Genomic DNA, 18,433 nt, shown 5'->3' on the forward strand with positions numbered 1-18,433 from the left:
GCGCCGCATGCTTTCGATCCAGAATCTCCGAGTTGAATTCGGTCCCCGCATCCTGTTCGAGGACCTCTCTTTCACCGTCCAGCCAAGGGAACGGATCGCCTTCGCCGGCCACAATGGTGCCGGCAAGTCGACGCTCATGAAATGCGTCGCCGGCTCGATCGAACCCAGCGCCGGCAAGATCACCCATCCGAAAGGATACCGCATCGGCTATCTGCCCCAGGAAGGCATCCACGTCCACGGCCGCAGCTTGTGGGACGAAACCATGTCCGCCTTCGGCGAAACGCTCGGCCTGCAGGAAAAGATCGACCGCCTTTCCGCGGAGCTGCCGAAGCTTGATCCGCGTTCCTCGCCCTACGCCGAGCTGCTCGAGGAAATCGGCGGCCTCGAGCTCCAGCTCGAGGCGACCGATCCCGCCAAGCTCAAGCCCAAGGCCGAATCGGTGCTTCAGGGCCTGGGCTTCAAGCGCGATGACTTCTCGCGCGACTGCGGCGAGTTCTCCGGCGGCTGGCAGATGCGGATCGCCATGGCCAAGCTGTTCCTTTCCGAGCCCGACATCCTGCTGCTCGACGAACCCACCAACCACCTCGACATCGAGTCCCAGCGCTGGGTCGAGCAATATCTCCATGCCTACCCCGGCGCGATCCTCATCATTTCCCACGATCTCGCCCTGCTCGACGCGCTGTGCACCCGCACCATCGCCTTCCACCACGGCCGGGCCGAGGAGTATGCGGGAAACTTCAGCTACTTCCTGCGCGAGTCGGTCCACCGCAAGGAAGTCCACCGCAAGCGCTACGAGGCGCAGCAGAAGGAGATCGCCGAAACCAAGCGCTTCATCGACCGCTTCCGCGCCTCCGCCAACAAGGCCTCGCTGGTGCAGTCGCGCATCAAGCAGCTGGACAAGATCGAGCTGATTCCGCCCCCGGAGGACGACGACGCGGTGATGAAGTTCCGTTTCCCCCAGCCCAAGCCCTCCGCCCACCTGGTGGCGAAGCTGGACCACGCCACGCGGCACTATGGCGACCTCACCGTGTTCCGCGATTTCGATTTCGAAATCACGCGCGGCGAAAAGCTGGCCATCGTCGGTCCGAATGGTGCCGGCAAATCGACTTTCTGCCGCATGATCACCGGCCAGGAGGAACCCAGCTCCGGCAGCCACGAGTTCGGCGGTAAGGTCGCCACCTCGTTCTTTTCCCAGACCCACGCCGACACTCTCGATCCGGAAAAAACCGTGCTCGAGACGGTCGAGGAAGCCACCTCCCGCGAGACCGAGGGCCAGGCCCGCAATCTCCTCGGCTGCTTCCTTTTCCGCGGCGATGACGTGTTCAAGAAAGTCGGCGTCCTGTCCGGCGGCGAGCGCTCGCGTGTGGCGCTGGTGCGGATGCTGGTGCAGCCGGCGAATTTCCTGATCCTCGACGAGCCGACCAACCACCTCGACGTCCAGAGCCAGGAGGTCCTTCAGAACGCGCTGAGCGACTACGAAGGCACGGTGATCATCGTTTCTCACAACCGCTCCTTCCTCGATCCCCTGGTCGCCAAAACCCTGGAGTTCCGCCCCGGCCACCCGCCGCGCCTGTTCAGCGGCAACATCACCTACTACCTGGAAAAGACCGCCGAGGAAACGAACGGCACCCGTCCTCCGTCCTCCCCCGCCCCCGGCTCCAGCCCCGCCCCGCCGCAGAACCGGAAGGAACAGCGACGGATCGAGGCCGAGCTGCGCCAGAAGCGCGCCAAGGTGCTGAAGCCCCTGGAGCAAGAACTCGAGGTCCTCGAGACGAAGATTGCCGAACTCGAAGGCGCGCAGGCCACCCTCACCGACGCGCTCTCTTCACCCGAAATCGCGGCGGATCCCGACAAGCTGCAGCAGACCGCCTCGGCCGTGCAGCAGGTCACTGAAAAGCTCGAAAAGGCCTACAGCCGCTGGGGCGGGCTGTCCGATGAGATCGAGAAGCTCACCGCCGAACTGGAGGCCTGAACCTCACCAGAAAACCGCCCGCGCCAGGCAGCGGCGGACCACCGGACGCCCGACCTTCACGCCGCGCGCCCAGGCCTCGCGGCCTCCGGCTTCGAGCTTGAGCAGCGTTTCCCGGCCAATCAGCGCCGGCAGCACACTGGCCGCCCGCAGCCGCGGCGACCTCAGCGCCGTCGCATAGCGCTCGCCATCGCCCATCGCCGCGAAGGCGCGGTCCCGCCAGACGGCAGACGTCCGCTCCAGCTCCTCCATCGTTTCGAAGGCGAGATAAATGCGGCCGCTTTCCCGGTCGCGCGGGGCATCGCGCAGGATGTTCACCAGTTGAAGTCCCTTGCCGTAGGAAATCCCTAACTGCTCCAGTCGATCCGGATCCTCATCCGAAAAACGAGAGCCCAGCGTCGCGAAGCCGATCCGTGTCCAGAAGCGGCCGACGCAGCCCGCGACGCGCCAGCAGTAGTCATCGAGCTCGGGTTCATCCAGCGGACGGAAGAACCCGGCGGACGCCCGCTCGAGGTCCAGGCGCTGACCGGAGATGATGACCTCGAGCACCTCGGCCACCAGCTCCCGCTGCTCCGCCGGCAGTTCGCGCTGGCTCTGCAGACAGGCATTGGTTTCCCCCAACAGCCTGGCTTCGCCCTCATGATCGAGGACCTTGATGAAGTCCCGCATCTCCCCCGCCGATCCACCTTTCCGCACCGCGGCGTCGAACCGATCGAGCGCCTCGAGCCGCCGTGCCACCGGCATCGCCGCCGTGTCCGCCAGCGTGTCACTGGCGCGTGCCAGCAGGTAGGCCACGCTCACCGGCTCCCGCATCGGCGCGGGCAGCAGGGCCATGGACAGATCGAACGACCGCGAGACCTCGCGTCGCAGGCGGGCCAGTCCGCGGTTCATGGATCGGTGGTGCGGAATTCCGCCAGCCGCTGGCGGTTCCAGGCGAGCGCCTCCTCGTATTCCTCGCTGGCGGGCCGCTCACGATGCAGTTCCTCCCACACCTTGACCGCCTGCGAAAAGGTGTCGGCCGAGAGCGTCTTGTCACCGTTCATCTCCGCCGCATGGCCCAGATCGCCGAGCATGTAGCCGCGCGAGCGTTGGATCTGCTCGCTACGCGTCACGCCGTACGGCGTTTCCAGTAGATCATCGAGCATGCCCACGGCCTTCTGCTCATACTCGATCTCCTTGGCCCGGTCGCCGGTGAAGCCCACCATGCGCCCCTTTTCCCAGGTCAGCAGCGCGTAGCGGAAAATCGCACCCGGATCGGCATCCTCGCCCACCGTCAGGCCTTCGAGCAGACGCAGGCCCTCGTTGTAGCGGTTCAGGGCCTCGTCGGCCTCCCCCCGATCGCGCAAGATGCCGGCCAGCAGTCCGTGCTGGGCGGCCAGCCGGGTTTTCGCCTCCGCACTGCCCGGCCGCTGCGGCAGGATGTCGGTCAAAAGCTTGGTCGCCCCCAGGGCCATCGACTCGGCGCGTTTCACATCGCCAGCGATCAGTGACGACTCGGCGACCGCCCCATAGCAGCCGGCGAGTTCCAGGCGCAGGTTGAAGTCATCCGGGCGTTGCTTGATCAGCGCCAGCAGTCGGTCGGCCGCCATTTCCCGCAAATCGCGGGCGTCGCCCAGTTCGCCCATGCCATCGAGAATGTTCGCGGAGGCGAGATAGCAGGAAACGAGCTCGGAGCCGAGGATCGGAGCCTCCGGCCGTTGATCGGTCAGGCGGTTGAGTTCCTCGGTGGCGTGCAGCAGGTGGGACAGCGCGTCGGACTCCTTTCCGTGCGCGGCCAGCCATTCGGATTCCTTGAGGTCGAGCGTCGCCAACAAGTAAGCCACCCGGTCGGCATCGACCTCGGCCAGGGGGATGCCGCCCAGCGCGTGGCGCGCGGTGGCGAAGGCATCCGGGGTGCGCGGGTCATCCTTCTCCTGGAGCAGCATCGCCAGCGTCAGCCGGTCGGTGGCCAACCGCAGGTCGAGGCTGGCCCCCGCGTCGAGCTCGCCGGCGTTGGCCAGGGCCGTCTCGAAACGCTGCTCGGCGGTTTCCGCATCCCCTTTCGCCAGCGAGATTTCCGCCAGCTGCAGCAGCGCGCGGGCGCGTTCATCTTCCAGCCCTTCGAGCCCGTCGATGCGCTCGATCAGGCGGGTGTAGTAGCTTTCCAGTCGCGACAAGCGCACGGTCCGGCCGTCGAGCGGCGGCAGCCGGTGCTGCCCCTCCTCCACCGCCCAGCTGAACAGCCGGTCGCCGATGTCCCGCGAGGCCTCGAGCCGCGCCAGCCAGGTGGTGTCGTCCGCCTGCCGCTGCACCCGCAGGCTGTCCGCGGCATCCATCGCCCGCTGCTGCGAATCCCGGGCCTCCTCGAGGTTTCTTTCCAGCAGGACCGTCCGGTCCCGCAACTGGCCGGCCGAGCGCCGGGCGGTTCCCACCGCCACCTGCCACAACACCACCGCCAGCACCAGCGCGGCAAGCAGCCCCCCTGCCGTGACCTGAGCCCGGTAGCGCGAACGCTCGGCGCGCCGACGCTGGTCCATCAACGTCTCGCGCGTTTCCTCGACCTCGATCTCCTTCTCCGCGTCGCGGAAAAGACGATCCAGCTCCATGGCGTTGGCCGGACGGGCGGGAGGATCGAGCGACAGGCAGCGGTTGATGATTTCCCGGTAGCGGGCCTCCAGAGCGTTGGCGGGCGGGAGGGGCCACTCCACCTCCGGATGATTCTCGAGCGTGGCGGCGATCTTGCCGAGGTCCGCGGCGATGCCCTCGCGATGCGTCATGCCGGCATCCGGAGCCACCTGGGTGAAGGTCGCGTCGCAGCGCGGAAAATGGCCGGTCACCAGGCGGAAGGCCATCACCCCCAGCGCATGCACGTCCCAACGGTAGCCCTGCTCGTCCTCGTAGCCGTCCGGCGAGCGGAGCTGCTCCGGCGGCTGATAGAGGATGGCGTCCGTAAATTGGTGGTTCGCGATCCCCGGCATGTTGCCAAGCGCCCAGTCGACCACTACCACCTCGCCATCGTCGTCAAAGAACGCGTTCCCCGGCTTCAGGTTTCCGTGGGCCACCTGTCGTTCGTGCAGCGAGCCCACCGCAGCGATCAGCTTCTGCACGGTGGCCCATGACGTTTCGCCGGGAAAGTCGGCCAGCAAGTGCTGCAGGCTGCGGGGCCGCCACGTGCCATCCGGCTGCTGGTCGGCCAGACAAGGAGTCACCCGCACCGCAGGACGGGTCCGGAAATCGGCCTCCAGCACCTCCAGCGCCCCAGCCGGCCAGCCGCCGCGCTCGAGGCGGGCGCAGGCCCTTTCCAACAGCGCGCGATTGATCGCCATGCCGTCGAGAAGCTTGACCGCCGTCACCACCCCGTCCGTCCGCACGGCCCGGAACACCGCGCCGCACGGGCCGGATTCCAGCAGCTCGCGTTCGCCGAAGGCATCGAGGTGCGGTGCGTTCATGGGCGACATCCTGACGCATCGCCTTCGCGCCGCCAACCCTACATTACCGATACTTCCGGCCTTTCCCGTGACCTGTCACCCTTCAGCAGCCGGGCCGAACCGGGAGACTCCCGGGCCTCGGATGGCGAACGAAAAAAGCCGCCCCGAAGGACGGCTTGATTCTTGAAAAGTGGCGGAGCGGACGGGACTCGAACCCGCGACCTCTGCCGTGACAGGGCAGCGTTCTAACCAACTGAACTACCGCTCCAAAAGGTCGGTCGCCTTGCGGCGTGCGCGGACGCTAGGAGGCCGATCCCGGCGACGCAACATCTATTTGAACATTTTTCGGCACCCGTTAACGGGCTCCGGTTCCACCCTCTCAGGCAACGGCGGAAGTGCCGAAAAACGCCGGTGGCAGAATGAGTTGGCGCACCGAACGGTACCTCGTCCGACCCGCGACCAGGCCCTCGATCGCCCTCCTCGTGGGCGCATCCACGAAAGGAAGCAGCGGCTGGTCCACCTCTCCCAGCCGGCGCACCGCATGCCGCACCCGCTTGTCCCAGTGACGGAAATGGAGATGAACGTCGGCCGCCCGGATCCTTCCCCGGCAGGCCTCGTGGCCGCAGCAGCAGTCCATTTCCCACTCAAGATTGAACAGCCCGTACTCGTCGGTGATCTCCTCGCCGGGCTCGATGTCGGCCACGGCGATTTCAAAGCCCCAGGCGGTGCTCATGGTGTTAGGCCGGCAGGAATGGTTCACATACTTCGCCGAGTCCCAGCTGAGCACGCGGTTGCCGCCGGGCTCGATGAACGAGTACTTCTCCGCCACTTGGCGGCTCGCCTCGTCCAGAGAGGCGTAGCGTTCGGGGCTGAGGTGGATTTCCAACGGGTCCTGTACATAGACGAGGGATCCCATGGGAATGAAGCGGCTGGCGAAAACGCCGTAGCCGACCTGCGGATTGACGAGCCGGAGCTCGGTCGCTGGATGGATCATGTGGGGCTGTCGTGCCCGATCGGAAACCTCCACGGCCAGAGGTTTACCCAACCTCCTTTCACGGCCCTTCGGAAACCGCATCGTTACGCTGCCATCTAGCCCGGCCGGACGGCATGTCAAGCCGGCTCATCAGGCGTTCCACAGTCTCCAGTTTGGCTTGCCGCACGGGACCCGGCTGGCAGATTCGGCCCATGGACCCGTTCGTCTTCCGCGCGCTTCACATCACCGCCGCCCTCGCCGTTTTCACCGCCCTCGGCGCCATTTGCATGGGGGGGCAGAAAAAAGCCGCTTCCATCCTGCACGGCATCTCGCTGCTGGTCCTGCTGGTCATCGGCTTCGCGATGCTCGGCAAGCCACCGGCAGGCCAGTACTGGTGGGTGGGGAAAATCGTGCTCTGGATGGTGCTCGGAGCGGCCCCCGCCATGACCAAGCGCCTGCCGAAGGGCGTCGTCCTCGCCATCGTCCTGATCTGCGGGCTGGCCGCCGCCTGGCTGGGCGTGGTGCAGCCGAAACCCTTCTGAATCCGCCCCATTTGCCGGAATCACTGCAAAAACCGCTACGTCCGGACTCTCCCCTTGCACCGGTGATCGGTGCTTCCTAATCGTCGCAGCAACCCAAAGTCCGACCTGGATTTTATCGAAACATGAGCAGCCTAGCCACCGGTTTCCCCATCGTCAGCCGCGTCTGGTCCTCGACCATCGGGAGGAAACTCCTGGTCGCCCTGACCGGCATCGTCCTCACCCTGTTCCTCGCCGGCCACCTCGCCGGAAACCTGCTCGTCTTCGTCGGGCGGGAGGCGTTCAACGACTACGCGGAATTCCTCCACCACATGATCCACGGGGCCGGCGTCTGGATCGCCCGCGCCGTCCTGCTCGCCTGCCTGGTCATCCACGTGGCAGCCACCATTTCCCTGACCCGCCAGAACCGTGCGGCGCGGCAGGCGTATGAAAACAAGGCCACGATCCAGGCGACCAAGTCCTCGCTGATCATGATCTGGACCGGCCTGACGATCCTTGCCTTCATCATCTTCCACATCCTGCACTTCACGGTGCGCCTGAGCTATCCCGAGGCCGACTTCCAGGATCCGCTCGATCCCGAGCGTTTCGATGCCTGGGGCATGGTCATCAAGGGCTTCACCAATCCCGCAACGGTCCTCTTCTACGTGATCGCCATGGGGCTGCTCTGCTCCCACATCAGCCATGGCGTGCAATCGATGTTCCAGACCCTCGGCCTGCGCTCGCAGAAAAGCGCGCCCATCCTCCGCGTGCTCAGCGTCGGCTATGCCATCGTGATCTTCTGCGGCTTCGTTTCGATCCCCATCTCCATCCTCGTTTTCGGCTACGGCCGCTAAAAAGCCATGTCCAGCATCCTCGACAGCAAGACCCCGTCCGGTCCGCTCGATCAGAAATGGTCGAAGCACAAGCAGGACTCGAAGCTTATCAACCCGGCCAACAAGCGGAAGTACACGATCATCGTCGTCGGCTCCGGCCTTGCCGGGGGCGCCGCCGCCGCGACGCTTTCCGAGCTGGGTTACAAGGTGAAGTGCTTCTGCTACCAGGACAGCGCCCGCCGCGCCCACTCGATCGCCGCCCAGGGCGGGATCAATGCCGCCAAGAACTATCAGAACGACGGCGACTCGGTTTACCGGCTCTTCTACGACACCATCAAGGGCGGCGATTTCCGCTCGCGGGAGTCGAACGTCTATCGGCTGGCCGAGGTTTCCAACAACATCATCGACCAGTGCGTCGCCCAGGGCGTGCCCTTCGCCCGGGAATACGGCGGCCTGCTCGACAACCGCTCGTTCGGCGGTGCCCAGGTGAAGCGCACCTTCTACGCCGCCGGCCAGACCGGCCAGCAGCTCCTCATCGGCTGCTACCAGGCGCTCAACAAGGAAATCGCCAGCGGCGGCGTGGAAATGTATCCGCGCACGGAAATGCTCGACCTCGTCACGGTCGACGGCCACGCCAAGGGAATCGTCGTCCGCGACATGGTCACCGGCGAGATCAGCTCCCATGCGGGCGATACCGTGCTGCTCGCCACCGGCGGCTACGGCAACGTGTTCTTCCTCTCGACCAACGCGATGGGCTGCAACGTCACCGCCGCGTGGCGCGCCGCCAAGAAGGGCGCGTTTTTCGCCAACCCCTGCTACACCCAGATCCACCCGACCTGCATCCCGGTCAGCGGCGACTACCAGTCGAAGCTCACCCTGATGTCCGAGTCGCTCCGCAACGACGGCCGCATCTGGGTGCCGAAGTCGCAGGAAACCGCCGAGAAGGTCCGCACGGGCCAGCTCAATCCCAACGACGTGCCGGACGACGAGCGCGACTATTATCTCGAGCGGAAATACCCGTCCTTCGGCAACCTCTCGCCGCGCGACATCTCCTCGCGCTCCGCCAAAGAGGTCTGCGACGAAGGTCGCGGCGTGGCCCCCACCGGCCTCGGCGTGTTCCTCGATTTCCGCGACTCCATCAAGCGTCTTGGCGAGGACAAGATCCGCGCCAGCTACGGCAACCTTTTCACCATGTATGAAAAGATCGCCGGCACGAACCCCTACAAACTGCCGATGCAGATCTATCCCGCCGTCCACTACACCATGGGCGGCCTGTGGGTGGACTACAACCTGATGTCCAACCTCCCCGGCCTGCACGTGCTCGGCGAGGCGAACTTCTCCGACCACGGCGCCAACCGCCTCGGGGCCTCCGCCCTGATGCAAGGCCTCGCCGACGGCTACTTCGTCATTCCCTCGACGGTTGCCGTTTACCTCGCCACCCAGAAGCCCGGCGCGGTCACCACCGACCATCCGGAATTTAAGAAGGCGGTCGAGGACGTCAGCGAGCGAAGCCGCAAGCTGCTCTCGATCCAGGGCAAGCGCTCGGTCGATTCCTTCCACCGCGAACTCGGCCTGACCATGTGGGACAAGTGCGGCATGGCGCGCAACCGGGACGGCCTCAACGAGGCGCTCGAGAAGATCCCACAGATCCGCGAGGAGTTCTGGGAAAACGTCCGCGTCACCGGTCAGGGCGACGCCCTCAACATGGAGCTCGAAAAGGCCGGCCGCGTCGCCGACTTCCTCGAGTTTGCCGAAATGATGTGCCTCGACGCCCGCGAGCGCGAGGAATCCTGCGGCGGCCATTTCCGTGAGGAGCATCAATACACCGACGCTGATCCGGAGGTGCAGTCGGGCTACCTTTCCCCGGGCGAAGCGAAGCGCCACGACGACCAATACTGCCACGTGTCCGCGTGGGAATTCAAAGGAGTGGGCGAGACGCCCGTGCTTCACAAGGAGGAGCTGGAGTGGGAGACGGTCCACCCGTCCGTGCGGTCCTACAAATAAGAAGAGCGGGCTTCCGGCCCGCTCCCCGTGAGGTCATTCCATCATGCCGTCCCCGTCCATCGACGGGGGCGGCGGTTCTTTTCCGTCCCCTTCGGCGGAGGAAGGCGCCGGCGGGCCGCTGCGGTGGGCGTCCGCGCCGCGACGCATTTCCTCGGGATCGAGCTTCTGGTCACCGTTCTTGTCGAGCTCTTCGAACTGGTCCTCCTGCGCATCCTCACCCTGTCTCGCGATCCACGGCGCCTTGCGGAATTCCTCGAAGCTCAGCAAGCCATCGTGGTCCTCATCGAGCCGACCGAACATCCGGTGAAACCCCTCACCCGGGCGGTGATCCTTGGGCGTCAGCCGGCCGTCGCCATCGCGATCGAGATGCTCGAAGAAGCGCTTCCGTTTCTCCTCAGGCAGCTGGGAGACAAAGCGTCCCTTCTCAAATTCCTCGAAACTGATGGTGCCGTCCTTGTCCAGGTCCAGCTCCCGCAGATCGGGCATCGGCCTCGGCCCTCTGCCCCGTGGCGGCTTGAGTTCGTCGCCCTCGATCACACCGTTGCCATTGCGGTCGAGGCGGCTGAAAAGCTTGCTCCGCTTTTCCTCCGGGAGATTGGAGATCCGCTCCAAGGCATCGAACTCGGCCTTCGAGACCTTGCCGTCCCCGTCGGTATCGGCCTTGCTGATGAACGCACCGATCGGGGGACGACGGCCGGGCCCCGGCTCACCGCGGGGAGGGCCGGGAGGGCCATCGTTTTCCTGAGCGAGCAGCGGGGCTGCCGCCAAGAGGGTCAGGCCGAGGATGCGTTGCGTCTTCATGGATGGGCGGAGCGGGTTCGGGTGCGCGGGCCGTGTCACCTCAAACCCCGGCGCCGAGCCGGGGGTTGCGGGAGGACAGGGCTTTTTTGATGGCGACCCGCCCGGGGATCGACCCATGATGCCCGCGCCATCGAAGCATGCACATCCAGGACATCCTCCAAAAGCGACATCCCTCGTTTTCCTTCGAATTCTTTCCTCCCAAGTCCAACAGCGCCTGGGACGAGCTCTATCAGACCATCGTCGAGCTGGAGCCGTATGATCCGTCCTTCGTTTCCGTGACCTACGGAGCGGGCGGCTCGACCCGTGAAGCCACCCACGACCTGGTGGTCCGGATCAAGGAAACCACCGGCATCCCGCCCACGCCCCACCTCACCTGCGTGGGTCACGACGAAGCGGAAGTGGAGGGAATCCTGACCCGCTACGCCGAGGCCGGCGTGGCCAACATCCTGGCGCTGCGGGGCGACCCGCCGCGCGACTGGCCGGACTACGACTGGCGCGATTCCGCCTTCAGGCATGCCGCCGACCTGGTCACCTTCATCCAGCGCTACAATGCCAGTGGCAAGCATCCCGACCCGCGCGGGTTCGGGATCGGCGTGGCGGGCTTCCCGGAGGGCCATCCGGCCACGCCCAACCGCCTGCTGGAGCTCGACCACCTCAAGGCCAAGGTCGATGCCGGTGCCGACTACATCTGCACCCAGCTGTTTTTCGACAACCACGACTTCTTCGACTTCCGCGAGCGCTGCCGGCTGGCGGGCATCCACGTGCCGATCATTGCGGGCATCATGCCCGTGACCACCCGCGGCGGCATGAAACGGATGGCCGAACTGGCGGCCGGCGCGCGATTTCCCGCGAAGCTCCTGCGGGCCCTCGAACGGGCGGGCAACGAGCCGGCCGCGGTCGAGCGGGTCGGCGTCCATTACGCCGCCCAGCAATGTGCCGAGCTGCTCGACCAAGGCGTCGATGGCATCCACTTCTACACGCTCAACAAGAGCGCGGCGACCCGCGAGATTTACGCCAGCCTCGGCCTCGGCCCGGTGGCCGCGGATTAAGCCGCGGGCCGCGGCTTACTGGAGCGCATCGATCAGTTCCTCGGCCTTCGCCACCCCGATGTCATTCAGCCCGCCATCCAGCGGGACCTTGAGAAAGACCCTCCTCGTCGCCTCGTCCAGAGGATAGCGCTTGCGGAGGATCTCGGAACGCTCGAGCGCATTCTCCTCAAGTCCGAGGCGCACCTCGCCGGCAAAGAAATACAGGTCGCGCGCCCGCTCCATGGCGTCCCGCCGGAGCCGGCGGGCCTCGTCCAGCTCGTTGTAGAAGTCGGAGTTTTCCGCCTCCGCGCCGCCCTCTTCGGTCATCAGCTCGTCGTCCTCGTTCGCCGCCTTGCCGGCGCTCTTGAGCGAAACATCCGCCGAGTCCGTGCCGCTGCTTCGGGTGCCGAGCGGGCTGAAGCCCACGGCCATGTCCGTGGGCGAAGCCCCGATCAGCTTTTCGATCTCGCGCTGGGTCGGTCGGCGGACGGTTACCTCGCCGTCCAAGGTCATGGCACCCTTGGACTCGAGCTTGATCTCATCCACTTTCAGCTCCCCGCCGCCGGTGCGGATGTGGAAACTGCCGACCGAGAAATCGACGCGCCGATAGGAGCGGAAAAAATCGACCACCGACAGCGATTCAAAGACCCGGAAATCATCGTGGACCATCAGACGGTCGGATCCCCCGACGGTGAGCGTGCCCTCCATGGTGACGCCATCCGAGGAGTTCGTGGATCCGCCCAGGGTGAGTTCGCCGGACACCTGGCCACTGACCATCGTGCGCGCGTTCGCCGGCAGCAGGCTGGCGACGGGAACATGAGTCAGGATCAGCCTGCCGGATGGCCGCGGTTGCTCCGCTCCCTTGACGGCCACGTCCTGAAACTCGATCGAGCCCTCGCCGGACACCAGCTTCCCGCGCTCGACCAACAGGCCGTCCGGGCTCACCACGATGACCAGCTCCTTGATTTCCAGTCCCCGCAGCCAATTCTGGGAAAAGGTCCCGCCTTGGAAGTTCAACCTCCAGCTCTGACCGCTGCGGATGGCCGTGAGATGACTGCCTTCGATGCCCCCGAAGGCGCGTTCCTGATAGCCCCAGGTGAAGCGCGCCTTGGCCACTTTGAGTCCCTGGAGCCCCACGGTTTCCGGCATCTCGAAAAGCTGCTTGGCCACCGCGGTAGCATCCTCGTCGTTACTCAGGCCGGAGCGCCACTCGACGTCCAGCGTGTTCGCCTCCGCGGTTCCCGCCACCCACTGGCCGACCATCCCGTCCAGCAATCCCATGTGGAAGTGCAGGTTGCGGGCATCCAGGGTCCGGAAGAAACTCTGGTCGCTCCCCACCAGCCCCAGCCGGTGAATGGAGGCATCGCTCCCGCTTTTCTTGAAACCCGAAACCTCCGCCGCCTGGGCCCCCAGGCGATCCACCATCGAGTCCTCGATGCCCTCGACGAAGTGCTCGGTATCCACCCGCTTCATGAGGAAGATCCCGAACCCGACCAGCACGATGGCCAGGACGATGCCGATCCGCACGGTCAAGCCGAGCAGGTGGAAAATCGTGCTCGACCAGTTCCCCCCGCCGGAGAGCGAGTGGCGGAGCTGGAACCAGAACCCCTGGCTGGCGATCCATTGGTTGAGGCGCTGGTGGAAGGCGTTGGCGGCTTGTTCGTCCATGAAACTGTAAGCATCCCTTGCAGGACGGCGCGGATTACACCTGCCTCCCCGAACTCAGGCGAGGCCAAATTTCCCTCGCCCGTCGCGGCGGGATTCCCTAGGCAGACGCGCGTGGAAGGCGATGACTACAAGGTGCGGTTGGAGATCTTCGAGGGGCCCCTCGACCTGTTGCTGTATTTGATCAAAAAGGACGAGGTCGACATCCAGGACATCTCGATCACCCGGATCACCGGGCAGTATCTCAAATACATCGAAACCTTCCGGCTCCTCAATATCGACCTGGCCGCCGAGTTCATCGTGATGGCCGCCAACCTGATGTACCTGAAAAGCCGCACCCTGCTGCCGCGCCAGGAGCAGCCGCCGGAGGAGGACGCCGAAGACGACGACCCGCGCTGGGACCTCATCCGCCAGCTCATCGAATACAAGAAGTTCAAGGACGCCGCCTCCTTCCTGAGCCATCGCGAGGTCGAGCAGGAAGGGCGTTTCGCGCTCCAGCCGGAGAAACCCGAGACCGATCCCGAGCCGCCGCCGCTGGCCGAAGTTTCCATCTTCGACCTGATCCGGGCTTTCCAGAACGTCCTGAAACGCTTCGAGGAAAGCCATGACCTCGGCGACATCGTCGATGACCGCTACACGGTCTCCGACAAGATCGAGATGCTGCTCTCGCGCTTTGCCGCCGGCCAGGCGGAGCGCTTCGATCGGCTGTTCGCCGATGCCGCCACCAAGGCCGAAGTCATCGTCACCTTCCTCGCGGTGCTCGAACTGATGAAGATGAACCAGTTCGTCATCCGCCAGACCGGCGTCTTCGGGGAAATCGAGATCGAGCGCCGCAGCCAGGCGGCACAACCGGTCGACTACGAGATCACCGTCGAAGGCGCCTGAGAAAAACCCCCGGCCGACCGGTCGGGAAAAAACGCCTCAACCCAGACGGAAGGTAATCCGTGCCTTGGTGACGTCGTAGGGCGACATCTCCATTTTCACCCGGTCGCCGACCACGAGTCGAATGAAGCGCTTGCGCATCTTGCCCGAAATGTGGGCGAGCACCTCGTGGCCGCTGGGCAGCTCCACACGGAATTGAGTGCCGGCCAGCACGGAGGTGATCACCCCTTCCACTTCGACCGCCTTCTCCTCGCTGTTCTCATCCGTGTTCTTGTTGCGTCCACGGGAGCGGCTGTCACCGCGTCTACCGCGGCCACCGCCACGTCTGCCTCCTCCGCCTCCTCTTCGTCTGCCGTTGCTCATGAATGATGTTTGCTGATGCCGGGCTCCCCGGCACGCGGGGAGAGGCTCCGTCAATTGCCCGATGCGATCAATGGCAAAAAACGCGTCTCTTGCCGGACTTCACCGCCGCTCCGCCAAGACCCGGAAAACGGCCTTGAACGGCTGATCTTCCGGATCGCGCGGTCTTTGCTCGCTCTCGGAGGGACCGCCTCCGTCAAGGCATCCCCCACCGAGGGGGATTGCCCGAAAAATGGTGCGCACGAGAGGACTCGAACCTCCACGGCCGTGAAGCCACTAGAACCTGAATCTAGCGCGTCTACCAATTCCGCCACGTGCGCACTTCGGTAGAAACGGGCGGCGAAATGAGCACGCCCCCGGAGCTTTGGCAACACGAATTCCGCACTTGGAGAGAGAAATTATCGAATCCTCCCGCGGCGATTCTCCATTGCCAGCCCCGGCCGCTGGCAACAGGTTAGCCCCATGCGCAATCCGGCCCCCTTGGTCCTCACGCTCGCCCTCGCCGTCGCCGCCCTCGTCCTGATCCTCCGCAAGCCCGACGAAGCTTCTCCCGCGGCGGCTACAAGCCCGCCTCCCGCCGAGCAGACCCCGGATCCCGGCGCGGCCGCCCCCGAAGACTCCACCCAAGAGGCCTTGCCGCCATCTCCGTGGCCGCACGAGGTCAGCGACATCCCGGCCGACCCCGCCATCGTTTTCGGAAAACTGGGCAACGGCATGCGCTACGTCATCCTGCCCAATGCCGAGCCGCCGGAACGCGTCAGCGTGCGCCTCCACATCGGGGCCGGCTCCCTGATGGAGGCGGACGACCAACAAGGCCTCGCCCACTTCCTCGAGCACATGGTTTTCAACGGCACCGAGCACTTCAAGGCCGGCGAACTCGTCCCCAGGATGCAGCGGCTCGGCATCGCCTTCGGCGCCCACGTCAATGCCTTCACCTCCTTCGACCAGACGGTCTACTCGCTGGACCTCCCCGACCTCAGCGACTCGACCCTCGACCTCGCTTTCAACGTGATGCGCGACTTTGCCGACGGCGCCCAGCTCGCCACCGATGAAATCGACAAGGAGCGTGGCGTCATCCTCGCCGAAATGAACAGCCGCGATTCGATCGGCTACCGCATCCTCAAAAAACAGTTCAAGGCCCTGCTGCCCGACTCGCTGATCGCCCGCCGCTTCCCGATCGGGGAGGAGGAAATCATCCGCGGCGCCCCGCGCGAGCGCTTCGTCGACTTCTATCAGAACTACTACGTCCCCTCGCGCATGACTTTCGTGGTGGTCGGCGCGATCGATCCGGCCGCCATGCGGAAGCGCATCGAGTCCGCCTTCGGCGGCATGACCGGACCGGAGGACCCCGGAGCCGATCCGCAGCTTGGGGATTACACCCCGCCCGCGACCCAGGAGCCGCTCGTGTTTACCGACGCGGAGCTGCCCGCCACCAGCCTCGGGCTGACCTGCATCAAGCCCTACGAGGACCGCATCGACAACCGTGAGAACCGCGCCGACCTGATGCGGCTCTCGCTCGCCCACTCGATGCTTGGCCGCCGCTTCGACCGCATCGCCGAGGGGGCCGAGTCTCCCATCGTCGAGGGCTCGGCCTCCCGCCAGCAGCTGTTCCGCGCGGTCACCGTCGGCAGCGTCGATGTCACCGTGACCGATGGCCGCCTCGACGAGGCCGTGGTGGTTTTGGAAAACGAATTCCGCCGCGCGAAGGAGCACGGTTTCACCGAAGCCGAGCTGGCCGAGGCCAAGGCCAACATCCTCAACTACTACCAGCAGCAAGTGGCGAACCGCGACAGCCGCCGGTCCGACGAGCTTTCGTCGATGATCGTCACCGCGATCAACGAACGCGACGTGCTCAGCTCGCCCGAAACCGACCTCGAGGTGCTGCAGGGCTTCCTCGGCGACATCACGCCAAAGGACTGCCACTCGGCCTTCCTTGATTTTTGGAAAGACACCCACCCCCGGCTCGTGATGACCGCCAAGGAGGCACCGGCGGACGTGGCGAAAACCCTGTCCGCCAGGTTTGCCGAGGCCGCCGCCATGCCGGTCGAGCCGCCAGTGGAGATGGAGGTGAAAGCGTTCGCCTACACCGATTTCGGCACCGCCGGAACCGTCGCGGAGCGCGAGGACGTGAAGGACCTCGGGGTCACCCGCCTCACCCTCTCCAACGGCGTCACCGTGAATCTGAAGCCGACCGACTACGATAAGAACCGTATTTCGTTGATGGCACGCATCGGCCACGGCCGGCTGCTGATGGACAAGGACAAGGTCGGCCTGGCCGAGTTCGCCACCGCGGTGGTCAACGAGGGCGGCATCGGCGAGCACTCGGCCGAGGAGCTGCGGCGCATCCTCGCGGGCCGCAATGTCGGCACCGGCTTCTCGGTGGGCGATGGCCACTTCTCGCTCGCCGGCACGACCACGCCCGACGACCTCCAGCTCCAGCTCCAGCTGATGGCCGCGCAGGTGCTGCATCCCGGCACCCGCGAGGAGGCCATCAGCCAGTTCCGGCGCACCGTTCCGATGCTGTTCCAGCAGCTCAAGCACAACCCCGACGGCGCCATGCAGGACATGTTCGCCTGGCTGCATGGCGATGACCCGCGCTTCGAGTTCCCCGACTCGCCCGACAAGGTCCTGTCCCTGAGGGCGGAAGACATCGATTCCTGGCTGGCGCGCGATTTCACGCCCGGCCGGATCGAGCTGAATGTCGTCGGTGACTTCGAGCTGGAAAAAACCATCCCGCTGGTGCTGGCGACCTTCGGCGCGCTGCCGGACCGCCCCGCCGCAGGCCGCGACCGCCTCTCCGACCCGGTGCAGAGCGTGGATTTCCCGACCCCGCCGCAGGAAAAGGACTACACCTACAGCAGCCGCATCGAGCGCGCGCTGTCGCTGGTCATCTGGAAGGTGCCGGGGCCGCGCGGAAACGAGGAGCAGTTCCGCCGCTTCAACCTGCTGGCCGACATCGTGGCCGACCGCCTGCGCGAGGAGGTCCGCGAAAAATTGGGGGCCTCCTACAGCCCGGGCGCGGGTGCCGGCGGCTCGCGCGAGCTCGAGGACTTCGGTTTCCTGATGGCCCAGAGCACCGGCAAGCCCGGAGACACTCAGGCGTTGACCGATGCCAGCCGCCGCATCGCCGCCGAGCTTGCGGCCAAGGGTGCCACCGAGGACGAGCTGACCCGGGCCAAGACCCCGATGCTCGCCGACCTCGAAAAATCGCTCCGCGATAACAGCTACTGGCTCCAGAGCGTGCTCAACGGCAGCACCGACGATCCCCATCGGCTCGAGCTGGCGCGTAGCCGGATCGACGACGTCCGCTCGATCACCCTCGCGGAGATCAACGAACTCGCGAAGCGCTACCTCACCCAGGACAACACCATCACGGTGACGATCCTGCCCGAGCCCTGACTTCATGGACTGCCCCTACTGCCACGGTTTCCTTCCGTCCGGTGCGGACACCTGCCCGACCTGCCAGCTGAGCGCCGACCGCGTCTCGGCCCTGCTCGGGCCGGTGCCGGCCTTCGAGCAACCGGTCGGCGACCGCACGGGTCATTTCCAGTCGAAGACCAAGAAGCAGCTCGCCGACCGCATCGGCGAGATCGAGCACCATTTCCCGCAGATCCGGATCCGCGTCGTGATGGGCCGCTTCGGCGCCGAGCACCCGCTTTCCCTTCATGCCTTCTGGCTTTTCAACAGCGGCCAGTTCTGCGGCGCCGCGGAAAGGCTGGGCCACAACCGCATGATCCTGGTGGTGATCGATCCCGAGCACCTCCGCGCCGCCATCGCCCCCGGCTACGGGCTGGAGCCGTTTTTCAGCCACGAAAACCTCGATGCGATCCTGGAACTCGCCCGTCCTTCATGGCGCGGCGGCCTGTGGGCGGCGGGCATTCGCGCCGTGCTCGATGGCTTGGAAAAGGAGCTCACCTCGATCGCCCGCAACATCGAGGAAGCCTTCGGGATCGTTAGTCACACCGAGCACCGGCCCGGCGGCACTTTCTGAAA

At 65.5% G+C, this 18,433-nt stretch carries 14 protein-coding genes and 2 tRNA genes; 8 read left to right on the forward strand and 8 right to left on the reverse strand.

Going from position 1 to position 18,433, the window contains the following annotated elements:
• The first annotated feature begins 7 nt into the window (after positions 1 to 7).
• The gene (locus ABXH26_RS13180; protein WP_353567540.1) at positions 8 to 1,972 is read left to right on the forward strand and encodes an ABC-F family ATP-binding cassette domain-containing protein; all 1,965 of its coding nucleotides are present in this window, start codon (positions 8 to 10) and stop codon (positions 1,970 to 1,972) included.
• A gap of 3 nt (positions 1,973 to 1,975) precedes the next feature.
• On the opposite strand, the gene ABXH26_RS13185 is transcribed toward ABXH26_RS13180, so the two are convergent.
• From ABXH26_RS13185 to ABXH26_RS13200, 4 genes are all read right to left on the reverse strand, one after another.
• Entirely contained in the window at positions 1,976 to 2,860 is an 885-nt protein-coding gene (locus ABXH26_RS13185) for a squalene/phytoene synthase family protein (RefSeq protein ID WP_353567541.1), read from the reverse strand.
• Complete coding sequence (locus tag ABXH26_RS13190) at positions 2,857 to 5,397, reverse strand: protein kinase domain-containing protein (protein WP_353567542.1); 2,541 nt, start codon at positions 5,395 to 5,397, stop codon at positions 2,857 to 2,859. Before ABXH26_RS13190 ends, ABXH26_RS13185 begins: the two co-directional genes overlap by 4 nt.
• 170 nt (positions 5,398 to 5,567) lie before the next feature.
• Positions 5,568 to 5,644 (reverse strand) — tRNA-Asp (locus ABXH26_RS13195).
• Between the two features lie 111 nt (positions 5,645 to 5,755).
• On the reverse strand, positions 5,756 to 6,370 hold the full coding sequence (locus ABXH26_RS13200) for an SET domain-containing protein (protein ID WP_353567543.1): 615 nt from the start codon (positions 6,368 to 6,370) through the stop codon (positions 5,756 to 5,758).
• 191 nt (positions 6,371 to 6,561) lie between these two features.
• Between ABXH26_RS13200 and ABXH26_RS13205 the strand changes: the two genes are divergently transcribed.
• The 3 genes from ABXH26_RS13205 to ABXH26_RS13215 all read left to right on the forward strand — a co-directional run bounded on the left by ABXH26_RS13205 (position 6,562) and on the right by ABXH26_RS13215 (position 9,704).
• Positions 6,562 to 6,891 carry a hypothetical protein gene (locus ABXH26_RS13205; RefSeq protein WP_353567544.1) on the forward strand — a complete coding sequence of 110 codons (330 nt, stop codon included), beginning with the start codon at positions 6,562 to 6,564 and terminating at the stop codon, positions 6,889 to 6,891.
• A gap of 122 nt (positions 6,892 to 7,013) precedes the next feature.
• Complete coding sequence (locus ABXH26_RS13210) at positions 7,014 to 7,721, forward strand: succinate dehydrogenase cytochrome b subunit (RefSeq protein WP_353567545.1); 708 nt, start codon at positions 7,014 to 7,016, stop codon at positions 7,719 to 7,721.
• Between the two features lie 6 nt (positions 7,722 to 7,727).
• Complete coding sequence (locus ABXH26_RS13215) at positions 7,728 to 9,704, forward strand: fumarate reductase/succinate dehydrogenase flavoprotein subunit (protein ID WP_353567546.1); 1,977 nt, start codon at positions 7,728 to 7,730, stop codon at positions 9,702 to 9,704.
• A gap of 33 nt (positions 9,705 to 9,737) precedes the next feature.
• Here ABXH26_RS13215 and ABXH26_RS13220 read toward each other — a convergent pair whose 3' ends face one another.
• Positions 9,738 to 10,505: an EF-hand domain-containing protein gene (locus tag ABXH26_RS13220; RefSeq protein ID WP_353567547.1), complete on the reverse strand. Its 768-nt coding sequence runs from the start codon at positions 10,503 to 10,505 to the stop codon at positions 9,738 to 9,740.
• 137 nt (positions 10,506 to 10,642) lie between these two features.
• Here ABXH26_RS13220 and metF point away from each other — a divergent pair, with 137 nt between their 5' ends.
• Complete coding sequence (metF, locus tag ABXH26_RS13225; RefSeq protein ID WP_353567548.1) at positions 10,643 to 11,554, forward strand: methylenetetrahydrofolate reductase [NAD(P)H]; 912 nt, start codon at positions 10,643 to 10,645, stop codon at positions 11,552 to 11,554.
• 15 nt (positions 11,555 to 11,569) lie between these two features.
• Here the strand turns inward: metF and ABXH26_RS13230 are convergent, their stop codons facing one another.
• On the reverse strand, positions 11,570 to 13,201 hold the full coding sequence (locus ABXH26_RS13230) for a translocation/assembly module TamB domain-containing protein (protein ID WP_353567549.1): 1,632 nt from the start codon (positions 13,199 to 13,201) through the stop codon (positions 11,570 to 11,572).
• A 111-nt stretch (positions 13,202 to 13,312) separates the two neighbouring features.
• Here ABXH26_RS13230 and ABXH26_RS13235 point away from each other — a divergent pair, with 111 nt between their 5' ends.
• Positions 13,313 to 14,083 (forward strand): segregation and condensation protein A, encoded by a 771-nt coding sequence (locus tag ABXH26_RS13235; protein WP_353567550.1) that lies wholly within the window; start codon positions 13,313 to 13,315, stop codon positions 14,081 to 14,083.
• Between the two features lie 36 nt (positions 14,084 to 14,119).
• Here the strand turns inward: ABXH26_RS13235 and infA are convergent, their stop codons facing one another.
• Positions 14,120 to 14,443 (reverse strand): translation initiation factor IF-1, encoded by a 324-nt coding sequence (infA, locus tag ABXH26_RS13240; protein WP_353567551.1) that lies wholly within the window; start codon positions 14,441 to 14,443, stop codon positions 14,120 to 14,122.
• 230 nt (positions 14,444 to 14,673) lie between these two features.
• A tRNA-Leu gene (locus ABXH26_RS13245) sits at positions 14,674 to 14,760 on the reverse strand.
• A 142-nt stretch (positions 14,761 to 14,902) separates the two neighbouring features.
• Between ABXH26_RS13245 and ABXH26_RS13250 the strand changes: the two genes are divergently transcribed.
• Both ABXH26_RS13250 and ABXH26_RS13255 read left to right on the forward strand, forming a co-directional pair.
• Entirely contained in the window at positions 14,903 to 17,839 is a 2,937-nt protein-coding gene (locus ABXH26_RS13250; RefSeq protein ID WP_353567552.1) for a M16 family metallopeptidase, read from the forward strand.
• A gap of 4 nt (positions 17,840 to 17,843) precedes the next feature.
• On the forward strand, positions 17,844 to 18,431 hold the full coding sequence (locus ABXH26_RS13255) for a TPM domain-containing protein (protein WP_353567553.1): 588 nt from the start codon (positions 17,844 to 17,846) through the stop codon (positions 18,429 to 18,431).
• Positions 18,432 to 18,433: the final 2 nt, after the last annotated feature.

The organism is Haloferula sargassicola, from assembly GCF_040362925.1.
Classification (GTDB): Bacteria; Verrucomicrobiota; Verrucomicrobiia; order Verrucomicrobiales; family Akkermansiaceae; genus Haloferula; species Haloferula sargassicola.